This window comes from Streptococcus oralis (assembly GCF_026782125.1).
Classification (GTDB): domain Bacteria; phylum Bacillota; class Bacilli; order Lactobacillales; family Streptococcaceae; genus Streptococcus; species Streptococcus oralis_CE.
The window spans coordinates 285,943-306,417 of record NZ_JAKUVY010000002.1; the positions used below are offsets into that span (position 1 = coordinate 285,943).

Consider the following 20,475-nt stretch of genomic DNA (forward strand, 5'->3'; position numbering starts at 1 on the left):
TGATAAGGATGCTAAAGCAAGAAAAACTAGATAGTATTCTAGAAGCAGTAAACACAAAAGGCACTATTACTGTAAAAGAGATTATGGAGAGTCTTGATGTGTCAGATATGACAGCTCGCCGCTACTTACAAGAATTGGCAGACAAGGATTTGCTGGTCCGTGTGCATGGTGGCGCTGAAAAACTTCGTACAGGTTCTCTCTTAAACAACGAACGCTCAAACGTTGAAAAACAAGGCTTGCAGATTGCTGAAAAACAAGAAATTAGCCGTTTTGCTGGTCATTTGATTGACGAAGGTGAAACTATTTTTATCGGGCCAGGAACAACCTTAGAATGTTTTGCTCGTGAGCTCCCAATTGATAATATTCGTGTTGTAACAAACAGTCTTCCAGTCTTTCTCATCCTAAACGAACGAAAACTAACAGATTTGATTTTGATTGGTGGAAATTATCGCTCTATCACTGGAGCTTTTGTGGGAACACTTACCCTGCAGGATTTAGCCAATCTTCAGTTTTCTAAAGCTTTTGTAAGCTGTAATGGTATTAAGGATAAGGCAATTGCTACTTTCAGTGAAGAAGAGGGCGAGGTACAACGAATCGCCTTGAACAATGCCAATAAAAAATACTTACTGGCAGACCACAGCAAGTTTAATAAGTTTGATTTTTACACCTTCTACAATATCTCAGAGATTGATACCATCGTTTCAGATGCCAAACTGAGTCAGGAGACATTTGAAGAGCTGTCGAAACAAACAACCATTCTTTTATCAAAACCATAAAAATTCCCCTGCCTTTGTGGCGGGGAATTTTTGTTGAATTTTATTCAATAAGTTGTGTCTCAGCTAGTTTCTTGTACCAGTGAGCTGATTTCTTAGGATAACGCTCCTGGGTTTCAAAATCAACATAGAAGAGGCCATAACGCTTTTCATAGCCATTTGACCAAGAAAAGACATCCATCAGCGACCAGATAAAGTAGCCTTTGACTTTGGCTCCATCAGTGATTGCATCTGCAATCACTTCCATATGTTTCTTAACATAATCAATCCGCCCATCATCGTAGACTGTTCCATCCACAAACTCATCTTTATAGCCGAGGCCATTTTCAGTGATGTAAATCTTCTTGTAGTTAGGATAATCTTTCTTCACGCGCATAATTTGGTCATACAAACCTTGAGGGTAGATAATCCAATCCCAATCCGTACGTGGTACATAATCAGGAGCTACACGACGACCAACACCTTTGATTTGGTACTTAGAGCTTCCTTTCTCCCCTTTACCATTGTGGATGATCTCAGTTTCTCCATCAAAGGCTTCCATCCAGTCACTCATGTAATAGTTAATTCCTAGGAAGTCGTTCAAGTCTTTTGCAGCTTCTAGGACTGCGAAGTCTTCTTCACGCAAATCTAAGTTTCCACCATTGACGGATAAGATATGGTTGACACCTTCCATGGTTTCTTCGGAATATCGTCCAAGATAAGTTGCATCCAAAATAAATTTATTGTGGATGATATCTTCCAACTCAGCTGCACGAACATCTGCAGGATTTTCAGGATCCAGAGGATACTTAGTAGGTAGGGCGTGAACCACACCAATTTCCCCTTTATAGCCTTTATCTTTATATAGCTTGACTGCACGCGCATGTGACACCATCATATTGTGATGAGATTGAAAGACTTTGGCAAGGTCGTACTGAATACCTGGAGGGAATTTCCCAACTAAATACTGACCATCTCCTATCGGCCCAATTTCATTAAAGGTTGTCCAAAAGTTAACTTCAGGAAATTCTTCAAAACAGAAGGCCGCATAATCCACAAAGTGTTCAATGTTTTCACGGTTTAAGAAGTCTCCATTTGAATGTAGAGCTTCTGGCGTATCAAAGTGATGAAGAGTTACAAAGGGCTCAACATGCCGCTTGTGACATTCTGCAAACAACTTGTGATAGAACTCAACTCCCTTGTCATTAACCTTCCCATAACCAGTTGGAAAGATACGTGACCAAGCGATTGAAATACGGATACCATTGACACCATACTCTTCTGCTAGTTTGAGGTCAACTGGGTATTTGTGATAGAAATCACTGGCTGGTTCAGCAGTGTACCAGTAGTTATCTTTGAGGTATTTGTCCCAGGCAACTGGTCCTTTACCATCAGTATTGGTCGCACCTTCTGCTTGATAGGCTGCTGTTGCCCCGCCAAAAATAAAGTCTTTTGGAAGTGTTTTTGTCATTTGATTCACCTTTCAAGAAATAGAAATGAGATGGAGATAGAGTCGGGAGGAATTCCTCCATCTCACTTCTTTGCTCTTTACCTTTTATTCTTCAAACTGCGCTTGAACAAAGGCAAGAGCACCTTTTCCATCACGAGTCAGTTTAATGTATTGACCACCTTCTGTCTTGGCAAGTTTAATACCAAGCTTGTCAGTTTCGGCCTTCATGTCTTCAAAGTTTGAAGCTACTTGAGGAGCAAGGATAACCAGATCAAACTCAGGCAACATTTCACGGTGAGCACCATAGCCACCAGCTGCTGCTTTAACAGGAACCTTGTACTCCGCAGCTGCCTTGTTTAGAGCATTTGCAAGGAGACCACTTGTACCTCCTCCTGCACAGAGAACGAGAACATTTGTTTCCTCAGTGATTGTGTTTTGCGCTGCTTCTACACCCGCTTTTTCAAGAATCGCATCCGCTTTAGCTGTATTGAAGTTTGCTGCTACTTTTTCTTTCAATTCATCATTGGCTTTACCTGAACGCTCTTCTTCAAGAATTTGTTCATCATAAACCTTGAGGAATGGATAGTAAATGGCTACGTCAACAAGAATTAACAAAGCAGCAAGTACAAATGACAAGAATTGGAAGTTTGTACCGAGAACAATACCGAGCGGTCCTGGTGTTGTCCAAGGAAGGTTGGCAGTAAATGAGTTCATGCCAAGCGTTTCAATGAAGAATTTAAAGATCCATACGTTGGCAATTGGCGCAAAGATAAATGGAATAAAGAAGATTGGATTCAAGACAAGCGGTGCACCAAACAAGATTGGTTCATTAACACCAAAGAAAGTTGGAACTACTGACGCTCGTCCGATTGCACGATTTCGTTTCGATTTGGTCAACCACATGAACATGAATGGAACAACCAGTGTCGCACCAGTACCACCCATGGTAACGATAAACATTTGTGTACCAGAAGTAAGAATCTTGTCAGCGTGCATCCCTTGTTGGAGAAGATTCAAGTTGACTTCGGCATTTGCATAGGTAATAGCTGCGATTGCTGGTTCAACGATAGATGGTCCATGGATACCAACAAACCAGAAGAAGGCAAAGGCACCAAAGATAATCGTAATACCTAAATAACCATCAGCAGCAGAGAATAATGGTGCAAAGAATTTACCGATTGATTCAGCTACACTTGCACCAACAAAATGACGAGCTAGTAAATCAAGAGCATAAAGAGAAACGACTGATAGAGTGAATGGAATCACATCTTTAAAGACTTGTGAGATATTTGGTGGAACTTCGTCAGGCATGCGAATAGTGACGTTGTTCTTAACACAAACCTTATAGATTGCTACAGTAACAAAGGCAGCAAGAAAGGCTGAAAGCAAACCTTTTGTCCCAAGGAAACCTGTCGCAAAGCCACCTTCAATCGGATCAGCTGCCAACATCAACAAACCAACAATCGCAGCCAAAAGTGTCGACATATAGTTGATTTGGTTGGTTTTCTCCATGCTACGGTTTACTGAGTCGGTCAATGACTTAGCTGTTGTACCAGCTACCAAGAGAGCTAGAATCCCCATTGAATAGCTATAAGGTTTCATAAGGAGATTAACAACTTCATCAGACCATTTAAAGCCCCATGAGTTTGGTACAAAAGCAATCAAGATAAAGATACTTGAGAAGAGAATAACTGGCATTCCAGCAATGAAACCATCTCGAATGGCACGAAGGTAGATATTACGAGACAGTTTTTCAAAGAAAGGCTTTCCTTTCTCGATAAAAGCAATTAATTTATTCATTACTTAACTCCTCTCTTGTAGAGTTCGATTAAATGGTGCATCAAATCTTTTAACAAGATAGTTGTCATCAAGTGATCCTGACCGTGCATCATGGTTACACTATAGGCTAAGTCCTCACCTGAAGCTTCCTTAGTTAATAGACTTGTTTGCGCGTGATGAGCCTCAGCGATGCAACCACCAGCTTCCTCTACGAGAGTATCAGCTTTCGCAAAATCGCCAGCTTCAGCAGCCTTCAAGGCTTCCAATAGTTTTGAACGAGCATCGCCAGCATAGGCTACGATTTCAAAACCTAACAATGTTACTTCTTCTCTATTCATGATAGAATTCTCCTTATGTATTTTTAATTAAATTTTTATGACAATAAACGTTGGATATGTAGAACTAGATAAACTCGTTCACTTTTATACAAATCAAGACCCGTATGTTGCGTAATCACATCATAGATCTTGGAACCAATCTCGAACGCTTTTGGATAGGATTGTTTAATATGATCTTCCATATCCAGAAGTGATTGATTATCATCTCTGGAACGGTCTAAATAATCCAAAAAATAGTTGAGATGAATCATAAAACGATCATAGAAATGATTATTCTCTTTGGTTCGTTGAATTGCATAACCCTTTAGCACTTCTTCAACATTCCTGAGAATTTCTTTCCTCTTATCAATCGACTCAACAACTTCCACTTCATTCTCACCTTCGGCATTGATAAAATGATAAGCAATCCGAATAATTTCGTCTTCAGGGAAATTTTCTGTCAACTTCTGACGATAGATTTCAAAGGCTTCCTTTGCGATTTGAAAAGCGACAGGATACTTAGTGGAAATATCTGGCAGATTACTATCCTTGTACCTTCCTTGTGCTAGAGCTTGGTAAGAGCAGTAAATATGATCTGTCAAGGTTACGTAGAGATACTCTTGAATCGGATAATGATATTTCTTTGATAGCTTATCAATGATTTCATAAGTCACTGTGATAAAATCAAGCGGAACATCTTTGAGGAGAGCCATAAAGTTTTCCCTAGACTCCTCTGTCTTCATCCGAAAGATTTTCTCAACTTGATCTTCAGAAATTAAATCCCCCTTCTTTTTCCCAAATGCAATCCCCTTACCAATCACAATCACTTCTTCTCCCTTATCATTTCTGACAAGAGAGACGTTGTGATTCATTGGATTTAGAATTCGATACATGGCAACCTCCTTTTATCTCTTAATGGTATATGAGTATAAAAAATGACCACAAATGAACTAGAAAATCTTTTGATTTCTAATTCACCTGTGATCATGCCTAATATTACTTAGTAACACTCACCTTGTATTAACTTGTGATTTAAGTATAGCACAAGTAAGTTTTTTTGTAAACCTTTACATTCAACTTTTTTTAAAATTTTTATTTAGATCAATGTTCCTAAGATTAGGGGGGAAACTTATACACGTTCAGTCCATGAAGTTGCTGTTGTTTGAAGAACCTTGTTGAGTTCGTCAATGTTCTCAAATCCAGTTGTGCGTAGCCATTCACGAGCTGCTGCCTCACCATCTTTGATGTAGGCTTCAACTGATCCAGCCCAAGTTGCACGGCCGCAAAGAACACCGTTGAAGTTTGCGCCTGATTCGTGAGCAAATACAAGAGTATCTTGGAAGAGTTTAGCTGATACACCTGCACTTAAGTAGATGTAAGGAAGATTTGTTGCTTCGTCTTGCGCTTTGAAGAAAGCTGCCGCTTCTTCACGTGTATGCACGATTTCACCTTCACCAAATCCTTCAACGTATTTGACGTTGACTGGAACTTCTACTTTCAAGACATCGATGTTAAAGCGTGGGTCTGAGAAGACCTTCATAGCACCAATAACCTTGTGTGGCTTCACTTTTGCGTATTCTGCTGAACCTGCATCAGCAATCTTTTCATCGTAAGCCAAGATCTCAAGGAAGAAAGGAATGTCTTCTGCCACACACTCTGAACCGATGCGTTCGATATAGGCTTGTTTTTGTTGGTTTAGTTCGTCAGCGCTGTCTACGTCATAGTAAAGCAAGAACTTAACAGCGTCAGCGCCTTGTTCTTTGATGCGTTTTGCAGACCAAACATCCAAGCAGTCAGGCAAGCGTTTAGTGCTAGTTGTGTCATAGCCAGTTTTCTCATAAGCTAGGAGAAGGCCGGCATTTGGATCAAGGGCTTTAGTAGCTGGAAGACCATACTCTGGGTCAAGAAGCATAGAAGAAGCGTATTTAGTCAATTCATCTGCAACCAAGACTTTGAGTTCTTCCATTTGAGCCACTGTTGGTTCTTCTGTTTGGTATTGAGCCATGAGGCGTTTCAAAGCACCACGTTGGTCAAAGGCAAGGGCTGAGATAATGCCGTTCTCGTCAGAGAGTTTTTCTAAGCGTGCACGTTTTTGTTCTGTTAAAGCCATTTTATACCTCTTTTACTATTAATTGATCATATAGAGCTTGATAGTTGGCCATATTCACATGACCTGTCATTTTTTCTTGAGCATTAAGCATACCAAGGACATTTGCCTTGATGAGGAGTTCTGCATCCGATTCCTTATGAAGAAGTCCTGATGAAATCCCTGCCACAGTAGAATCACCAGATCCAACAGGATTGACAACTTGAATTCTAGGAATATCTACTTTGTAGAAAGTGTCACCATGTTTTGCAAAAGCACCATTTGCACCAAGTGACACGATAATCCACTCAATCCCTGCAAATAGAGGCTCTTGAAGAACTTCTTTTAATTCATCCAAATCCTCAGAAACTTCTTTCCCAAGAAGCTGAGACAATTCTTCGTTATTTGGTTTAATAACTGTTGGTTTGTGTGGTGATTCAAGAACTGCCTGAAGTGCTGCACCTGAGCAATCTAGAACAACTGGTTTTCCTTTGCGATTAGCAAGTTCTACTAAGCTTGCATAGTAGTCAACTGGAAGACCTGCTGGCAGGCTACCAGAGATAGCAACTACTTCCACAGTGTCAAGGAGATTTTCGAAATGAGCCAAGAAATCTTGCCCTTCTTGTTCCAGAACTTCGGGACCTTTTTCAAGGATTTCTGTTTGGTTGTCACCGTGCAGAATAGCGATACAGTTACGAGTCTCTCCTTGAATGGAGAAGAAACGTTTCGTTACTTTATCATCGATATGCTCTACCAAAAACTCACCAAGTTTACCACCGACCAAACCAGTAGCAACAACAGAATCACCAAATTCTGAAAGAACTCGTGTAACATTGAGACCTTTACCACCAGCTGTCTTGGTCACGTCCACCACGCGGTTGACAGTGTCAATTTTTAATTCATCCAAAGGATAGGAAATATCGATGGATGGATTCATTGTGACTGTTAAAATCATGCGTCACCTCTTAGTCGTGGTATTCACCGCGATCCCATTTTTCAAGGAATTCTGTAAAGAAGTTTGCATCTGCTTGATGAGCATTGTGAGTTTCAACGTGCTCAATTTTAGCGATCAATTTTTTGTTTTCTTCTGATGGTTTGTATTCAGCATTGATGAAAGCTTCAATGATGTCGCACATGAGCAATTCACCAGTGATTTTACCACCAAAACCAATAACGTTGGCGTTCAATTGTTCTTTTGCATAAAGAGCTGTTGTCATATCACGAACCAAGGCAGAGCGTACACCTGGAACTTTGTTAACAGCGTTGTTGATACCAACACCAGTACCACAGATACATACCCCAAGATCAGCTTGTCCGCTAACAACTGCTTCCCCTACTTTTTTACCAAAGATTGGGTAGTGAGTACGTGTGTGGTCATATGTACCAAAGTCGATGACTTCATATCCTTTTGATTTCAAAAATTCTGAAACCGCCATTTTTTCATCTGTTACGATGTGGTCACATCCGATTGCAATTCTCATTTTTAATTTACCTTTCTTACTGTAATCTAATTAGCACATTTTGTTCAACATATCAACCCGAATTTGGTGACGTCCACCGTCGTATTTACCGTTAACAAAACCTTTAGCGATGTTTTTCGCCAATTCATCACCAACAAGTTGTGCACCCATAGTGATCATACGTGAGTTGTTGTGGCCACGAGTCATATAAGCTGAACGTTCATCAGAAACTTCAGCAGCAACCATTCCTTTGATTTTTGTTGCGACCATAAATGGACCAGCACCATAAGCATCAACCACGATACCAAGGTTTTGTTCTTCTTTGTTTACTTCTGCAGCAACAGCAAGAGTCACATCAACAAAGTCTTGACCTTCAGCTGTAACATCCACAACGTGGAAGTTTTCTTTTTCCAAGAAGTCTTTCACAACTTCTTTCAATCTCAAACCTGCAGTATCTGCACCGATAACAATAGACATATTGTATACTCCTTTTTATTTTTCTAGGCTAGTAAAGACTTTTATAGCTAGCAGTTTACCTACAAAAGGCTTTCTAGCAGTTTATTGACAAATTTGATTGAATGAGATGAATAACACCTTATCCAAGTCCAGGAAATCAATTTCCTAGAAACAAACTCTCTCTTCGAAAGAGAATATAACAAGTAATTATTTGTTTGTTACAAACATCATTTGTTGTTTACAAACATAATATACTCCTATTTTCATAAAAAGTCAACACCAAATGTTTGTTTTTGTGGTTTTTTATCTAAAATATTTCAATATCAAAACCAATCTGATCAACTTGACCTGGTTCTAAGAGACGAACATTCTTCTTATCTTCTAAATGATTTCCTTCTTCAAGTGAAGTTGATAAGCCTGACCAAGGTTCAAAAGCGATGAAAGGGCCTTTATTTAGGGTAGACCAAATGATGAGATGTGGAAACTCTTGGAAGTGTACTTTTAATCCCTTCTCATGCTTCCGCGAACGAAGCGCAATTGTTCTTGATTGCAACTCATCGAGCGTCACTGCATCAACACTAAACAGATTGTAACTGAGATTCACTTCCTTTTGAGAATCCAACCATGGACTTCTATCTTGGAAGTCTAAGAGTCCAGTTTCTGGGAAAGGGCGGGGAACAGAACAAGTTTCTTCTTTTTCAAACTCTAAATAGTAATCTTCATAGACTTCGTCATCAAGTAGAGGACAATTAAATCCTGGATGTCCTCCTATAAAGAATGGCATTACTTTATTCGTTTCTTTATTAAGGACTTTGTATTGAGTACGTACAGTCTTGCCAGTCACTAGATAAGTGATTTCAAGGCGAAAATGATAAGGATAGTTTTGATAAATATTCTCATCATCTTCGATAGCAAAAGTTACGCTTTTTTCAGTTTGATCAACTAATTCAAATTCTTTTTTACGGACCAAACCATGACGAGGAATGTTTCCTTTCGTCTCCGTTCCATCTTCGTGACTGTAGAAGGCTGTATCTTCTCTTAAAGAGCCACAGATTGGAAAAAGTACTGGCGCTTGTCCACTCCAGTAAGTGCCATCTCCTTGCCACAGATACTCAATGCCTTCTCGATCCTTGATCGACGATAAGGCGCCACCTAAGGTTTTAAACTGGACCGTTAACTGGTCTGATTTGATTTCAATTACCATAATATTCTCCAACTATTTTTAGATCTTTATATAAAAAACTAGGTTACCACTCCCAATATAGGAAATTAACAACCTAGTTTTCACAATTTACATTTTATAGGAGCGAATTATTTAGCATTTGCTGCGTATTCTTCGTTACGTTTGATCATTTGTTTTCTATACCAAGCAAAGATACCTACATAGAATACAAGGAAGACTACTGCACCAAGGATTGCTTTGATATCACCTGTTGTAGCATTACCGATTGCCCAACCAAATAGTTTTTCAATTGGTCCTTCAAGAGTTGAGTGAGTAATTAATTGAGATTGGTTCACACCTTCTGGGAAGGCTCCTACACCTTTAGCAAGTTCAGTTGCAAATGGAGCGATAAGAGTACCTGAAAGAAGGAAGAGTGGCAACAAGAGTGTTCCAAAGATGATCATACGGAGCAATTTACCACGAGTAACAACCAAGAGAGCTGGGGTTACACCCATGGCGATGATACCTGCAAGAGGCAAGATACCATTTCCTACGTTTGAAAGAAGCACTGCTTCAATCAACATGATTGGTGCAAGTACGTTGGCACAAGCCCAGATTTCAGCACGACCAGCGATGAAAGGCCAGTCAAGACCGATGTTGAATTTACGTCCTTGAAGACGTTTAGTAGCAACGTTTGTAATACCTTGTGAAAGTGGTTCTACGGCTGCGATGAACCAAGATCCGATAAGTGAGAAGAGCTCCAAGCAGACACCGGCAGTCAACCCAAGGCTCAACCAACCTTTAATAACAAGTTCCCATGAAGACGCATCTTCTACTCCAGCAACTGGATGTGGAGTTCCCATCAAACCAATAACGATACCAAGAATGAAACCGATGAAGAATTTAGATCCCCAGAAACCGATTTTCTTGTTCAATTTTGCAGCGTCAAAGTCATATTTATCAAGACCTGGCAAAACTTTATCGAAGATCTTATCCAAGACCATGATAACTGGGTTCATCATGTAGTTCATGTGTGTTGAAGTCATTGGTGATGAACTTGGTGCGTTAAGAAGGTCGTCGAAAGTTGGTTTCATCAGGTCAGAGTTGATGATCTTCAAAATACCTACAAGTACTACTGCTGCTGTCGCGATGAAGAGTGAAACCCCTTGGCTTACACCGTTGTTGTCAGCATACCATTTGATCAAAAGACCAGTGATTGACAAGTGCCAGATATCGAAGATGTCGACGTCAAGTGTGTCCGTTTTCTTCATAGCAAGCATCACAACGTTGACAATCAACATTACAAGCAAGAAGTAAAGTGTCCATGCAGAACCCCAAGTGATGGTTGCAAGTGGTGCCCAACCAACGTCGGTGATGTTCAATTGGATACCAGTATTTTCAACGAATTTCGCAAGTGATGCTGAGAAAGCTCCGTTGAGCATACCGATGATGGCACCGATACCAGTAAGAGCGATAGCAAGCTTGATACCACCTTCAAGCGCTTTGGAGAATTTCACTCCAAAGAGTAGGGCCAATACTGTCAAAATGATCAGCATGATGATAGGGCCACCCATAGCCAAGATAGGTTTAAAGATATCGTTGGCCAGATTGATAATGACATCCATAATAGTTCCTCCCGTTTTTTTTAGTTATATGAATGTTAACAAGATAAAGAATAAATTAGCTTAGTCCATGTTCTTTGATAGCTGCTTCAATATTGTCAAATACTGGAGCGCTCATCGCTGGAATACGGAACAAGATTGGTCCAGCTTCAATTACTGGAATACCTGGTTCAAAACCAAGGTCAGTTGCAGCGATTGGTGTAAAGATATCGTAGCCCTTGATAAGGTCTTCGTTTACATCTTTCACCATGACTGCATCACAGTGAACGTCATAACCACGGTTTGAAAGTTCTTCTTCTAGAGCACTTTTAATTTGGTGACTTGAGTTAACACCTGCACCGCAGGCAGCAAGAATTTTAATCATTTGGATTTCCTCCGATTTTATATTTTAATAGACAAGATTAAGCGGTTGCTTCAGCAATGTAAGCATAAAGTTTTTCTGGTTCGGAAATTTTTGATAAATCTTCTAGATGTCCATTTCCTGTGAAAAAGTCCATCAACTGAGCCAGAATATTTGTTTGACTTGAACTTGAGTTGTTAATGATAAAGAAGAGTAGGGATACTGCTACTTCCTTATCAGGAGCTATCATATTGTGAAAAGTTACTGGTTTTTCTAATCGAACAACCACTACTTTCTCAGCTAGATTATGAACAATATCTGTATGAGGAATCGCTACATTTGGCAAGTCCTTTCCTAGAAATTCCATATCTAAACCAGTTGGAAATGACTTTTCACGCGTGATCAAGGCTTCACGATAAGTTGGAGTTACAATTTCTCGTTCTTCCAACAAGCTTGCTACCTGATCAAAGAGTTGTTCTTGATTATCCGCTTCTAAGCAAAACACTAGGTCTTTGTCAAAGAAATGATCTAATCCCATAACATTTTCCCTTCTTTCAATTATCTTTTATGTAATAAGTATAACACTATATGAAATCGTTGTCAATAATTTTTGTTTTATTTTGTTCATTTTTTTGTAATTTTTGTTTCATTTAAAGAATACAATCAATATCAAACATTGTTGTTATAAAATACACAAAAAAAGAAGGCCCAAGCCTTCTTCTCTTTCCTTACTTAATAGTAGATAAAATCTCTTCTAACTTATGGTAATCTTTTACACTATCAATTTCATAGATGCTATTTTCTTCTAATTCTTCGACATAGACATCCAATTCTTTGATATTATCCTTAACCATGTTGTCCCAGTAGAGATCAACAAATTCACCACTTTCGTAAGCTTTCTCAATAAAGCCAACAATCTTCTCAGCAGTTGGTGCATCCCAGAATGAAACTCCGCTCAGAATGCGACCAGCCTTGCTATCAACAATGATATCTTGAACCTTGTAGTCATCACCGTAAACCAAGAACCACTCGTTCGTACAGTCTTCACGATAAACGCTAAAATAGGTAGAACGTTTAAGATCGTTTCGAAACATATTTTTGAAAAGATAGTTATCTGCATCGATGACGTAGCTGTTAGCCAAATCTTCTTTTACTAGATAAAGTGAGTAAAAATTGTTGTAATCTGCGTACTTGTCATTAAAGACTAAACGGACACCATATTTTTCTTTTAGGTAGTCAAATTGTTCTTTGAGGTAGCCGACAACAATGATAATCTCATCAATTCCTCGCTCTTTCAAAAATTCAATTTGATATTCTACCAAAGGTTTTTGATTAACCTTAACCAAAGCTTTTGGGGTATTTTCAGTCATAGGGCGCAGACGAGTTCCTAAGCCCGCTGCCAAAATAATCGCTTTCACACGAATCTCCTTTATTCTTTAATAATAATATAAACACCAGCCATAACAATAAGTGAAGTGATGATTGTCAGCATATCTAGCGGTGCACCCAAGAAAACAACTGCAAATAAGACAGTCCAAACTACATAGCTCACATTCAAACCTGTCGCTTTCGCAGGTTGCAAACGATTAATGGCGATATAATAAGCTAAGTAGGAAATCATGTTAAAGGCCGCAAAGACAAGCAAGAGGCCTAGTAACTGCCCATCTGCTACTTCTGCAAATGAATGGTGAGAAAAGAGCACAATCACAAGATAGGACAAGAATGAGGTTACTTGTCGGATTAACAAGGCTTCAATTTCACTTAAATCACTTTCCATAGCATAGGAGCTGAGAACACTTTCACTCCCCCAAGCAATTGCACAGACAAGGGCACAAAGAATTCCAATGTAAAACGAGTTAACTTGTTCAACCTTGTAGGTTTGAGCAATGATCGCTGCAATAATCAAGAAAACACCAAATACTGTATTCTTTGAAACCTTGTGTTTCAAAATGAAGAAGGCGAGTAAAACTGAAACTGCTGGGTAAATAGCTGATACAGATGAAGCTAGAGAGCTACCAATATATTTAACCGCATAAAGATTGGCTTGCATACCAATTGGTCCTGCTAGCAAAGCACCGATTATAACACTCACATTTCGAATATTTAAGAAAATAGAGAGGCGAACTTTTCCTTCTTTTACCAAAAGAAAAGCTAACAAGATAAAGATACTCAAGAAATCATGAGCGGCAGCCACAACAAAAGGCGAAAGATTTGTAAAAATTGAAAAGATATAAGCACTAATCGTTAGACCTAATCCCCAGAATATACCAGAGAGCAGACCAAAAGAAACACCATTTTTATTCTTCATCCTAACCTCCATAATAAGTCAAACCTTCGACAGCTCTTTGGTAACGATTGACACCGTAATCTCCAAAGTCAGCTCCTTGAGCTTCTTTGTACACTGTCCACAAACTCCAGATAGTATCTTGCAAGATTTTATAGATACGAATCTTCTCACGTGACACAGGCGTTTTGTCACTCTCATAGTAGGAAAGGAAAGCATCTTCCTCTTGCTTTGTAAATTCAGACTCTAAGAAAAGTGCTGCCAAATCCCACATCGGGTCATTCATAGAAGAGTATTCCCAGTCAATCAAATACAAACGACCTTGTGGTGACTCGATAAAGTTTTCTGGTACCAAATCGATATGACAGGACTTTCTATCAACACCCAAATCAGTCAATCTCTTCTCTAGCAAGAATACTTCTTTTCTCACAGCTTCATAATTAGCGTAAGAGATATTTCCCTCAATCAAGGATTCATATTTGCTGATTTCCTCAAAGGGAACAAATTCTCCTCTTAATTCTTTCCCTGAAGCGTGGATGGTTTGTAAAATTGGTGCAATCTTTTCAAACTTGGACTTGATAGATGTTGAATCAAGAGTTACTGCCGATTCGATGTATTCATTTACTTTAATCCCTGACTCAATATCAAAGAGGTAATTTTTGACATCTAAATCTAAATCCTCTAAAAGTTCAAGATTGTACTTTTCATTTTGACGATTGATGAGTTTTTCAGTCCCTTTACCAAAAAATTTCACAATATACTGTTTGTTGGTTGTTTTGACCAAATAGTTTTGGTTGGTCATGCCTCCCAGCTGTTCGACACTGAGTACTTCCTCTTCTTCAGATAGTAAAGAAGAAATTTTTTCTTTGATGAGTTTCTCCACAATTAACCTCCATCATCTACACTTCCCACTTGAATACTGTTTTAAAAGCAGTATTTAGGTCTGTAGCAAAGACACAATGAATGTCCTTGATTTCCCTCACAGGCTCTTCAACATAAAGGATATTCTTCAGACGATTCGCAAACTTTTTGACTTCCATCATTTGAATGGCCTTCTCAAAATCGACACGTCCTGAACGAGACGAACCGACCAATAATAAACCTTTTTCTAAAGAGTCTCGCGTATTGATATTAACCTTGTACTCGCTCACTCCCATCATGAGAATCGTTCCCTGTGGGCGAATATAACGAATCAGGTCATTGATAGCAGGGCCTGTACCATCACCACCGCAACACTCAAATCCATGATCAAAGGTCAAATCCTCTGGGATATTATCCGTGATATAGCACTCTTTTGCAAAAGAGAAGAGCTCCAATTTTTCCCAATGGCGACCAATAACGATAATCTCTGCTTCCGGTAGTGTGTAATTGATAATATTGGCAACCACAAACGCCAAACTACCATCTCCAATAACAGCGATGCGCTCTCGCTTGCTATGAGCAAGATGCAGGAATCGATCCACAGCATGCATACCGACACTCACAAATTCGGTAATGGCGGCAACTGTGTCCTCAATGTCATTATAAGACACAACACGATCTTTGGGAAGAGAAACAAATTCTCGCATAAAGCCATCATAGCCACTAGATAGGAAGTAGGTTCCTGTCATGTAGTTCTCGTAGAATTCCTTGTCACTCTGCATCGGCGGTTGATTGGGAATCATAACTACCTTTTGACCAACTTCATAAGTCCCAGTTGGATCTGAAATAACAGTCCCACAAGATTCGTGTATCATGGCCATAGGAAGCTTTTTAGCCAATATCTTTGGATCGCGTTTTCCTTGATAGTAACGTTGATCCGCATGACAAACCGCCATATAATTTGGACGAATCAGGATATGATTCTCCTGATCAATGTCTTCTTCTTGATATTTTACATTGATAAACTTTGGTTTGGTCAGTTGATAAATTTGATTAATCATAGCCTTAGTCTTTCTCAATCATGCTTTTCGCGATTTTCAAGTCCGTCACAGTCGTGATTTTAAGGTTTGAATATTCCCCTTTAGCTAGGGCAACATCCTTTCCTTTGATAACAAAAATCTTACATGCATCCGTCAGAATTTCCTTTTCTTGGTCAGATAGGGAACCATACAAATCCATGAAATCCTTGCAGCGGAATGTCTGAGGTGTTTGACCTTGATAGAGGTGAGCACGATTTGGAATATCAGTGATAAACTGACCATTGGTACTTTCAACAATGGTATCAACTGCTTCTACTACTGTGTCAACCGCATCATGATTTTGCGCCAGTTTTATATTGTCCTGAATCATGCGAAGTGTGATAAAAGGACGAACAGAGTCGTGGGTAATCACAATATCTTCTGGAGTGATTGAACGATAGGCATCAATAGCTTCAATAATCTTCTCGATACTGGTATTGCGATCAGCACCACCCTTGGTAATGATGATGCGATCCTTGTGGAGAGAAAGATACTTGTCAACTAGGTCCTCAGCGTGTGACACCCAGTCTCCATGAACTCCAACTACAATTTTTTCAATACTTGGTTCCAAAACAAATTTTTCGATTGTGTGGATCAAAATAGGTCGATCACCCAACTCCAAGAATTGTTTTGGTAAATTACTGATTCCCATGCGTGTGCCAGTTCCTCCGGCTAGGATTCCTGCATAGATCATTTATATTCTCCTTTAGTTTATTCTAAAAAACTCATTACCATCTATTATATCACAATCTATCTTTATCATGAAGAAAAGACAGAGCGTCATTTAGTCTAATCAACACATCATTTAAGTTAAAAAGTGAACAATGTGTTACTAAATCTGGAAAGACCATAACAAATTAAGAAATAAAAATAAGTTATCCTCTATATTATCCATTTAACGTTCGGTTAACATAGAGTTCTTTAGAATATAATACAAACCTTAAAGAAAACTTAAACACATTTTTTAGAATACAAAAATAAGTTAGGAAACTGTTCAAATTTGTCTAGACAACTACAGTTCCTAACTTTCTTGTTTTTATGTATGATGACGGAGTAGTTTACTTTTCCTGATCTTGGTCACCAGCTCCTTTAACTGCCTTTTTAAACTCAGACAGCATTTTACCAATTGATTCACCCAGTTCTGGTAAACGTTTTGGTCCAAAGATTAAGAGTGCACCTAGAACAATGATAATCAATCCTGGAGCACCGATATCACGTAAGATTCCCATTCTTTTCTCCTTTCATTTTTTTCTTTATTATCCTCTTGCTAATTACAATACTAAGCTCATAGAGCGAGATTAAAGGAATTGTCATGGCTAGATCGCTAATAAAATCAGCTGGTGTCAAAATAACAGCGAGTACCAATAAAATAAAGTAGGCATAACGTCTATAGGTAACTAAGAGCCCTGGTCCAATCAAGCCAATCGTCGTTAAAAAAGCGATGATGACAGGCAATTCAAAGATGAACGCCAAAGGGATAGTTGTTTGAAAAACAAAGTCTATGTAGTTCTGCGCTGTTAATTGAGTTTCAAATAATCCTTCCCCAAGTCCTAAAAGCACTTGAAGTAAGGCAGGCGTTACAAAGTAGAATCCAAAGGCTAGTCCAAGTAGAAAGCAAATAAAACTAGCTGGAATATAGGCAAAGATTGCTCTTGCTTCTTCGATTTTCAACCCTGGTTTGACAAAACTCCAAATCTGATAAACTGTAAAAGGTAGCGTAATAGTAAAGGACATTAGACTCGCTAAGCGAAAATAAATCCACAAAATATCATTTGGACCTAATACAATCAACTTTTGATTAAAGGACTGAGTTAGATAGTAGTAAAGCTGATCTGCAAACAATAAAGCTCCACAGAAGACTATAGAAAAGCAGGCTATAACAGCAATGAATCTCTTTCTAAATTCTACCAGATGTTCAATAATTGTCAATTCTTTTGTATCCATCTACTTTTCACCCTGTCTCAATGTGACAGCCAAAACAATTATCAAAAAGACTAGCTGACTTCCTAAACCTTCCCAACTTGGATAGATACCCAATATGTCGATAGTAGGGAAACCTGGTAATAAGTGGTTAGGTGCCATATTGGTCAGCTGGAGAGCATGTACGCTAACACCTAACATCTTGAAAGCAAGAGCATAAATCATCCACGTCAGTAGGAAGAAGACCTTATGAGGTAGGAAAAATTGACTCGCCTTGTTCATCAGAAATGCAATAATCAGCAAGACTAACAAAGCCAGAGAAATACCTAGGATAAACTCAAAACGAGATATTCTCGGTAAAATTCCTACATAAAATAGTATGGTCTCTGCCCCTTCACGAAAAACAGCTAGAAAACTAAGAGCAAACATGGAAATGAAAGAACCTGTCCTGGTCACCGTTTTCATCTGTGAATCCATAAAGTCATTCCATTTTTTGACCGAGGATTTACTGTGAAGCCAGATACCGATCAAAATCATCATCACTACTGCAAAAATACCAACAGATCCTTCAATGATTTCACGATTGGAGCCTGATGTCACTGCTGGAAAGGCAATTTGCAGGATAAAAGCAATAAGGAGACTAGCCATAATTCCAGTGATAGCACCACCATAAACCCACTTGAGTCCTTTACGCATCTTGGCTGCTTTCAAGGTCGTCACCAAGGCCATGACGATTAAGAGAGCCTCTACCCCTTCTCTCAGGAGAATGAGCATAGCATCAAAGGCATTATAACGTGCGCTGGTATCAATTTGTGATAAATCTGCAATCAGTTTTTCTAATTTTTCTTGATATTCCTTCTCACTTCCCTTGACCATAATCACAGGGCTTTCACTTTCAACTCGTGTATAGAGGGAAGGATTGGTCGTGCTAACAGAACCCTCAATCGTTGGCCAGATAGTGATGAATTCCTTCATACTAGCTGCTCCTGATGCTTGGTCACCAGCTTGGAATTGTTCCAAAGCCTTCTTCAAAAGGGCAATACCGTCTTTGAGACTTAAATCAGAAGATGCTTCTGCGACTTCTTTGCCAGCCACAAAGTTATCAATAGCAGTTTTCAAGTCATTAAAAGAAGTCTGAATTGCATTATAATCTGTCGGCTCTGTTTCGATACTACTCCGTAAGAAAGAAATAGCTGTTTCTACTTGACCATAATGAGCTGTACTGTTGTCACGGACAACACTCTCATTGATCGTCCAGGTTGAATTCATCTTTTTATAAGCTTCTCGGATTTGCTCTATATCTTTTGAAGTAATTGCCTTATCCAGAACCTCAAAACGCGGTCTTAGTCGACTAACAAGCTTTTCTTTTTCAGCATCAAGATCTACTGGATTTTGCTCTTTCTCAAATGCAAGAAGAGCAGATGAAATCTGTGTCAGATTTTCCTCACTTATATCTCCTGTCAGAGCAAGTTTCTCTTTGACAACCTTTCCAGCTTCTGAATCAGCATGTTCTACTGTTTCAAAATCCATCGCCATTTCTCTAACTAGGGCCTTGGCTTCTGCCCGATTTCCATTTTTTAAAGCCTGAGAGGCATCCGTAATCTTTACAAAATAAGAACTCAGACTTTCCTTCGCACTAACTGGAGAAATAGCTAGCAAGAGAAAAGATAAAGCCAAGAAACAAATGTTAGTCTTCCAATAATTTCTGACCAATATAGCCTCCTTTCTCTATTCCACCAAAGCAGGCAAAAAGACCACTACCGATGTGTGTTACATACTCATTCATCTTGTCTGTAGCTCCGAGGTTGGTTTGAACCTTGACAAAATGATCTGGATCCTTTTGGAAAGAAATAAAGAGTAAACCCGTGTCAAATTGTCCAGTCTTTTCATCAATGCCATCTGAGTATGAATAGGATCGTCGTAAGAGTGGCTTATCTACCTCTTTGGCTAATCGAACATGCGAATCATCTGGTAAAAGACTCAAATCGACTTCATCAAACTCATTCTTCTTACCAAAGGGAGCGCCACTTTCCTTGTAGCGACCAAAGGTATTTTCTTGCTCTTCAAGATTGGTTCGATCCCAAGTATCGAGAAACATCTGGATGCGGCGAACAGCCATATAGGATCCATTTTCCATCCAGTCCTTGCTATCAGCCCAGACAACTCGGTCAAAATCCTTCTCTTTGGTCACATTAGCTGTTCCATCCTTGAAACCAAAAAGGTTACGTGGTGTCTCCAGACGATCTCCAATAGCAGCAAAACCAGATTGGCTCCAACGGAGAATCACCGCTTTTCTCCCTTTACGGATAAGGTTGCGAATAGCATGAAAAGCAACTTGCTCGTCATCTGCACAGGCTTGGATAACAATATCTCCCCCAGTATATTTTTCACGTAGTTGCTCTTTTGGGAAGGGAGGTAAATCCTTAAAAAGTTGAGGACGTTTTTGCTCTAATTTCATCTTTTTCAGGAAACTAGCAGATACACCAAAAGTCAGCGTTAAACGATGAGGATTTAGCCCCACGGTTTCTCCAGTGTCACTAGGTGGCAAGAGGGCATTCGGACCATCTTTTTTAACCAATTCCCCCTCGACCAACTTGGCACTATAATCCGTCCAATCCTTGAACAACTGGATAATCTTATCCTTATCTGTCGTATGCAAATCTAGAACAACAAAATAAATATTCTTCTGCATAGGGGTCGTGATACCCGCTTGGTGTTTCCCATAAAAGTCAATCTTTTCATTACCGTACGAGATTTTTTCCTGCTTGTCTAACCTAGGTGCTAAAAAAGCGGAGGCACCGGAGAGACCTAGAGCTAGTCCAGCACCTCCAATACCCGCTTTTTTTAGAAATTCTCGACGGTCCATTTTTTTCTCAAAAAAATTTTCGTCTTTCTTAGTCATACTGC

22 protein-coding genes are annotated in these 20,475 nt (G+C 39.3%); 1 reads left to right on the plus strand and 21 read right to left on the minus strand.

Annotated features, from left to right (window positions below):
• Window positions 1–8: 8 nt before the first annotated feature.
• The gene (locus MK385_RS02865) at window positions 9–776 is read left to right on the plus strand and encodes a DeoR/GlpR family DNA-binding transcription regulator (RefSeq protein ID WP_000917580.1); all 768 of its coding nucleotides are present in this window, start codon (window positions 9–11) and stop codon (window positions 774–776) included.
• A 40-nt stretch (window positions 777–816) separates the two neighbouring features.
• Here MK385_RS02865 and lacG read toward each other — a convergent pair whose 3' ends face one another.
• The 21 genes from lacG to efeB form a co-directional block, all read right to left on the minus strand.
• Window positions 817–2,223 carry a 6-phospho-beta-galactosidase gene (gene lacG, locus MK385_RS02870; protein ID WP_268725232.1) on the minus strand — a complete coding sequence of 469 codons (1,407 nt, stop codon included), beginning with the start codon at window positions 2,221–2,223 and terminating at the stop codon, window positions 817–819.
• An 84-nt stretch (window positions 2,224–2,307) separates the two neighbouring features.
• Window positions 2,308–4,002 carry a lactose-specific PTS transporter subunit EIIC gene (locus MK385_RS02875; RefSeq protein ID WP_268725233.1) on the minus strand — a complete coding sequence of 565 codons (1,695 nt, stop codon included), beginning with the start codon at window positions 4,000–4,002 and terminating at the stop codon, window positions 2,308–2,310.
• Window positions 4,002–4,319, minus strand: a complete 318-nt coding sequence (locus MK385_RS02880) for a PTS lactose/cellobiose transporter subunit IIA (protein WP_001078328.1) — start codon at window positions 4,317–4,319, stop codon at window positions 4,002–4,004. Before MK385_RS02880 ends, MK385_RS02875 begins: the two co-directional genes overlap by 1 nt.
• A 35-nt stretch (window positions 4,320–4,354) precedes the next feature.
• On the minus strand, window positions 4,355–5,191 hold the full coding sequence (locus MK385_RS02885) for a PRD domain-containing protein (protein ID WP_000285733.1): 837 nt from the start codon (window positions 5,189–5,191) through the stop codon (window positions 4,355–4,357).
• 236 nt (window positions 5,192–5,427) lie between these two features.
• Entirely contained in the window at window positions 5,428–6,408 is a 981-nt protein-coding gene (gene lacD, locus MK385_RS02890) for a tagatose-bisphosphate aldolase (protein ID WP_268725234.1), read from the minus strand.
• A 1-nt stretch (window position 6,409) separates the two neighbouring features.
• Window positions 6,410–7,339, minus strand: coding sequence for a tagatose-6-phosphate kinase (locus MK385_RS02895; RefSeq protein WP_200730030.1), 930 nt, complete (start codon window positions 7,337–7,339; stop codon window positions 6,410–6,412).
• A gap of 10 nt (window positions 7,340–7,349) precedes the next feature.
• Window positions 7,350–7,865 carry a galactose-6-phosphate isomerase subunit LacB gene (lacB, locus tag MK385_RS02900; RefSeq protein WP_084859982.1) on the minus strand — a complete coding sequence of 172 codons (516 nt, stop codon included), beginning with the start codon at window positions 7,863–7,865 and terminating at the stop codon, window positions 7,350–7,352.
• A gap of 30 nt (window positions 7,866–7,895) precedes the next feature.
• Complete coding sequence (gene lacA, locus MK385_RS02905; RefSeq protein WP_268725235.1) at window positions 7,896–8,321, minus strand: galactose-6-phosphate isomerase subunit LacA; 426 nt, start codon at window positions 8,319–8,321, stop codon at window positions 7,896–7,898.
• 286 nt (window positions 8,322–8,607) lie between these two features.
• Complete coding sequence (locus MK385_RS02910; RefSeq protein WP_268725236.1) at window positions 8,608–9,504, minus strand: aldose 1-epimerase family protein; 897 nt, start codon at window positions 9,502–9,504, stop codon at window positions 8,608–8,610.
• 107 nt (window positions 9,505–9,611) lie between these two features.
• Entirely contained in the window at window positions 9,612–11,087 is a 1,476-nt protein-coding gene (locus MK385_RS02915; protein WP_268725237.1) for a PTS galactitol transporter subunit IIC, read from the minus strand.
• Window positions 11,088–11,142: 55 nt separating this feature from the next.
• A complete protein-coding gene (locus MK385_RS02920) occupies window positions 11,143–11,448 on the minus strand; it encodes a PTS sugar transporter subunit IIB (RefSeq protein ID WP_000590551.1) in 306 nt (101 codons plus the stop codon).
• A gap of 37 nt (window positions 11,449–11,485) precedes the next feature.
• Window positions 11,486–11,962 (minus strand): PTS sugar transporter subunit IIA, encoded by a 477-nt coding sequence (locus MK385_RS02925; RefSeq protein WP_268725238.1) that lies wholly within the window; start codon window positions 11,960–11,962, stop codon window positions 11,486–11,488.
• 190 nt (window positions 11,963–12,152) lie between these two features.
• Window positions 12,153–12,842 (minus strand): sugar phosphate nucleotidyltransferase, encoded by a 690-nt coding sequence (locus MK385_RS02930; protein WP_268725239.1) that lies wholly within the window; start codon window positions 12,840–12,842, stop codon window positions 12,153–12,155.
• 11 nt (window positions 12,843–12,853) lie between these two features.
• Complete coding sequence (locus MK385_RS02935; RefSeq protein WP_000791841.1) at window positions 12,854–13,732, minus strand: DMT family transporter; 879 nt, start codon at window positions 13,730–13,732, stop codon at window positions 12,854–12,856.
• 1 nt (window position 13,733) lies between these two features.
• A complete protein-coding gene (locus MK385_RS02940; RefSeq protein WP_268725240.1) occupies window positions 13,734–14,591 on the minus strand; it encodes a phosphotransferase family protein in 858 nt (285 codons plus the stop codon).
• A 16-nt stretch (window positions 14,592–14,607) separates the two neighbouring features.
• A complete protein-coding gene (locus tag MK385_RS02945; protein ID WP_268725241.1) occupies window positions 14,608–15,630 on the minus strand; it encodes a ribitol-5-phosphate dehydrogenase in 1,023 nt (340 codons plus the stop codon).
• A 4-nt stretch (window positions 15,631–15,634) separates the two neighbouring features.
• Complete coding sequence (locus MK385_RS02950; RefSeq protein ID WP_268725242.1) at window positions 15,635–16,342, minus strand: IspD/TarI family cytidylyltransferase; 708 nt, start codon at window positions 16,340–16,342, stop codon at window positions 15,635–15,637.
• A gap of 364 nt (window positions 16,343–16,706) precedes the next feature.
• The gene (locus MK385_RS02955; protein WP_000512108.1) at window positions 16,707–16,877 is read right to left on the minus strand and encodes a twin-arginine translocase TatA/TatE family subunit; all 171 of its coding nucleotides are present in this window, start codon (window positions 16,875–16,877) and stop codon (window positions 16,707–16,709) included.
• On the minus strand, window positions 16,861–17,592 hold the full coding sequence (tatC, locus tag MK385_RS02960; protein ID WP_268725243.1) for a twin-arginine translocase subunit TatC: 732 nt from the start codon (window positions 17,590–17,592) through the stop codon (window positions 16,861–16,863). The genes MK385_RS02955 and tatC overlap by 17 nt, the downstream gene beginning before the upstream one ends.
• Complete coding sequence (locus MK385_RS02965) at window positions 17,593–19,281, minus strand: FTR1 family iron permease (RefSeq protein ID WP_268725244.1); 1,689 nt, start codon at window positions 19,279–19,281, stop codon at window positions 17,593–17,595. It abuts the gene before it with no gap.
• A complete protein-coding gene (efeB, locus tag MK385_RS02970; RefSeq protein WP_268725245.1) occupies window positions 19,256–20,470 on the minus strand; it encodes an iron uptake transporter deferrochelatase/peroxidase subunit in 1,215 nt (404 codons plus the stop codon). Before efeB ends, MK385_RS02965 begins: the two co-directional genes overlap by 26 nt.
• Window positions 20,471–20,475 lie beyond the last annotated feature (5 nt).

Excerpts from the sequence above, each read along its gene's own strand:
- lacG (WP_268725232.1), bottom strand. The coding sequence starts at position 2,223 with ATGACAAAAACACTTCCAAAAGACTTTATTTTTGGCGGGGCAACAGCA.
- efeB (WP_268725245.1), bottom strand. The coding sequence starts at position 20,470 with ATGACTAAGAAAGACGAAAATTTTTTTGAGAAAAAAATGGACCGTCGA.
- MK385_RS02945 (WP_268725241.1), bottom strand. The coding sequence starts at position 15,630 with ATGATTAATCAAATTTATCAACTGACCAAACCAAAGTTTATCAATGTA.
- lacB (WP_084859982.1), bottom strand. The coding sequence starts at position 7,865 with ATGAGAATTGCAATCGGATGTGACCACATCGTAACAGATGAAAAAATG.
- lacA (WP_268725235.1), bottom strand. The coding sequence starts at position 8,321 with ATGTCTATTGTTATCGGTGCAGATACTGCAGGTTTGAGATTGAAAGAA.
- MK385_RS02910 (WP_268725236.1), bottom strand. The coding sequence starts at position 9,504 with ATGGTAATTGAAATCAAATCAGACCAGTTAACGGTCCAGTTTAAAACC.
- lacD (WP_268725234.1), bottom strand. The coding sequence starts at position 6,408 with ATGGCTTTAACAGAACAAAAACGTGCACGCTTAGAAAAACTCTCTGAC.
- MK385_RS02925 (WP_268725238.1), bottom strand. The coding sequence starts at position 11,962 with ATGGGATTAGATCATTTCTTTGACAAAGACCTAGTGTTTTGCTTAGAA.
- MK385_RS02920 (WP_000590551.1), bottom strand. The coding sequence starts at position 11,448 with ATGATTAAAATTCTTGCTGCCTGCGGTGCAGGTGTTAACTCAAGTCAC.
- MK385_RS02885 (WP_000285733.1), bottom strand. The coding sequence starts at position 5,191 with ATGTATCGAATTCTAAATCCAATGAATCACAACGTCTCTCTTGTCAGA.
- MK385_RS02950 (WP_268725242.1), bottom strand. The coding sequence starts at position 16,342 with ATGATCTATGCAGGAATCCTAGCCGGAGGAACTGGCACACGCATGGGA.
- MK385_RS02895 (WP_200730030.1), bottom strand. The coding sequence starts at position 7,339 with ATGATTTTAACAGTCACAATGAATCCATCCATCGATATTTCCTATCCT.
- MK385_RS02955 (WP_000512108.1), bottom strand. The coding sequence starts at position 16,877 with ATGGGAATCTTACGTGATATCGGTGCTCCAGGATTGATTATCATTGTT.
- tatC (WP_268725243.1), bottom strand. The coding sequence starts at position 17,592 with ATGGATACAAAAGAATTGACAATTATTGAACATCTGGTAGAATTTAGA.
- MK385_RS02880 (WP_001078328.1), bottom strand. The coding sequence starts at position 4,319 with ATGAATAGAGAAGAAGTAACATTGTTAGGTTTTGAAATCGTAGCCTAT.
- MK385_RS02865 (WP_000917580.1), top strand. The coding sequence starts at position 9 with ATGCTAAAGCAAGAAAAACTAGATAGTATTCTAGAAGCAGTAAACACA.
- MK385_RS02915 (WP_268725237.1), bottom strand. The coding sequence starts at position 11,087 with ATGGATGTCATTATCAATCTGGCCAACGATATCTTTAAACCTATCTTG.
- MK385_RS02935 (WP_000791841.1), bottom strand. The coding sequence starts at position 13,732 with ATGAAGAATAAAAATGGTGTTTCTTTTGGTCTGCTCTCTGGTATATTC.
- MK385_RS02875 (WP_268725233.1), bottom strand. The coding sequence starts at position 4,002 with ATGAATAAATTAATTGCTTTTATCGAGAAAGGAAAGCCTTTCTTTGAA.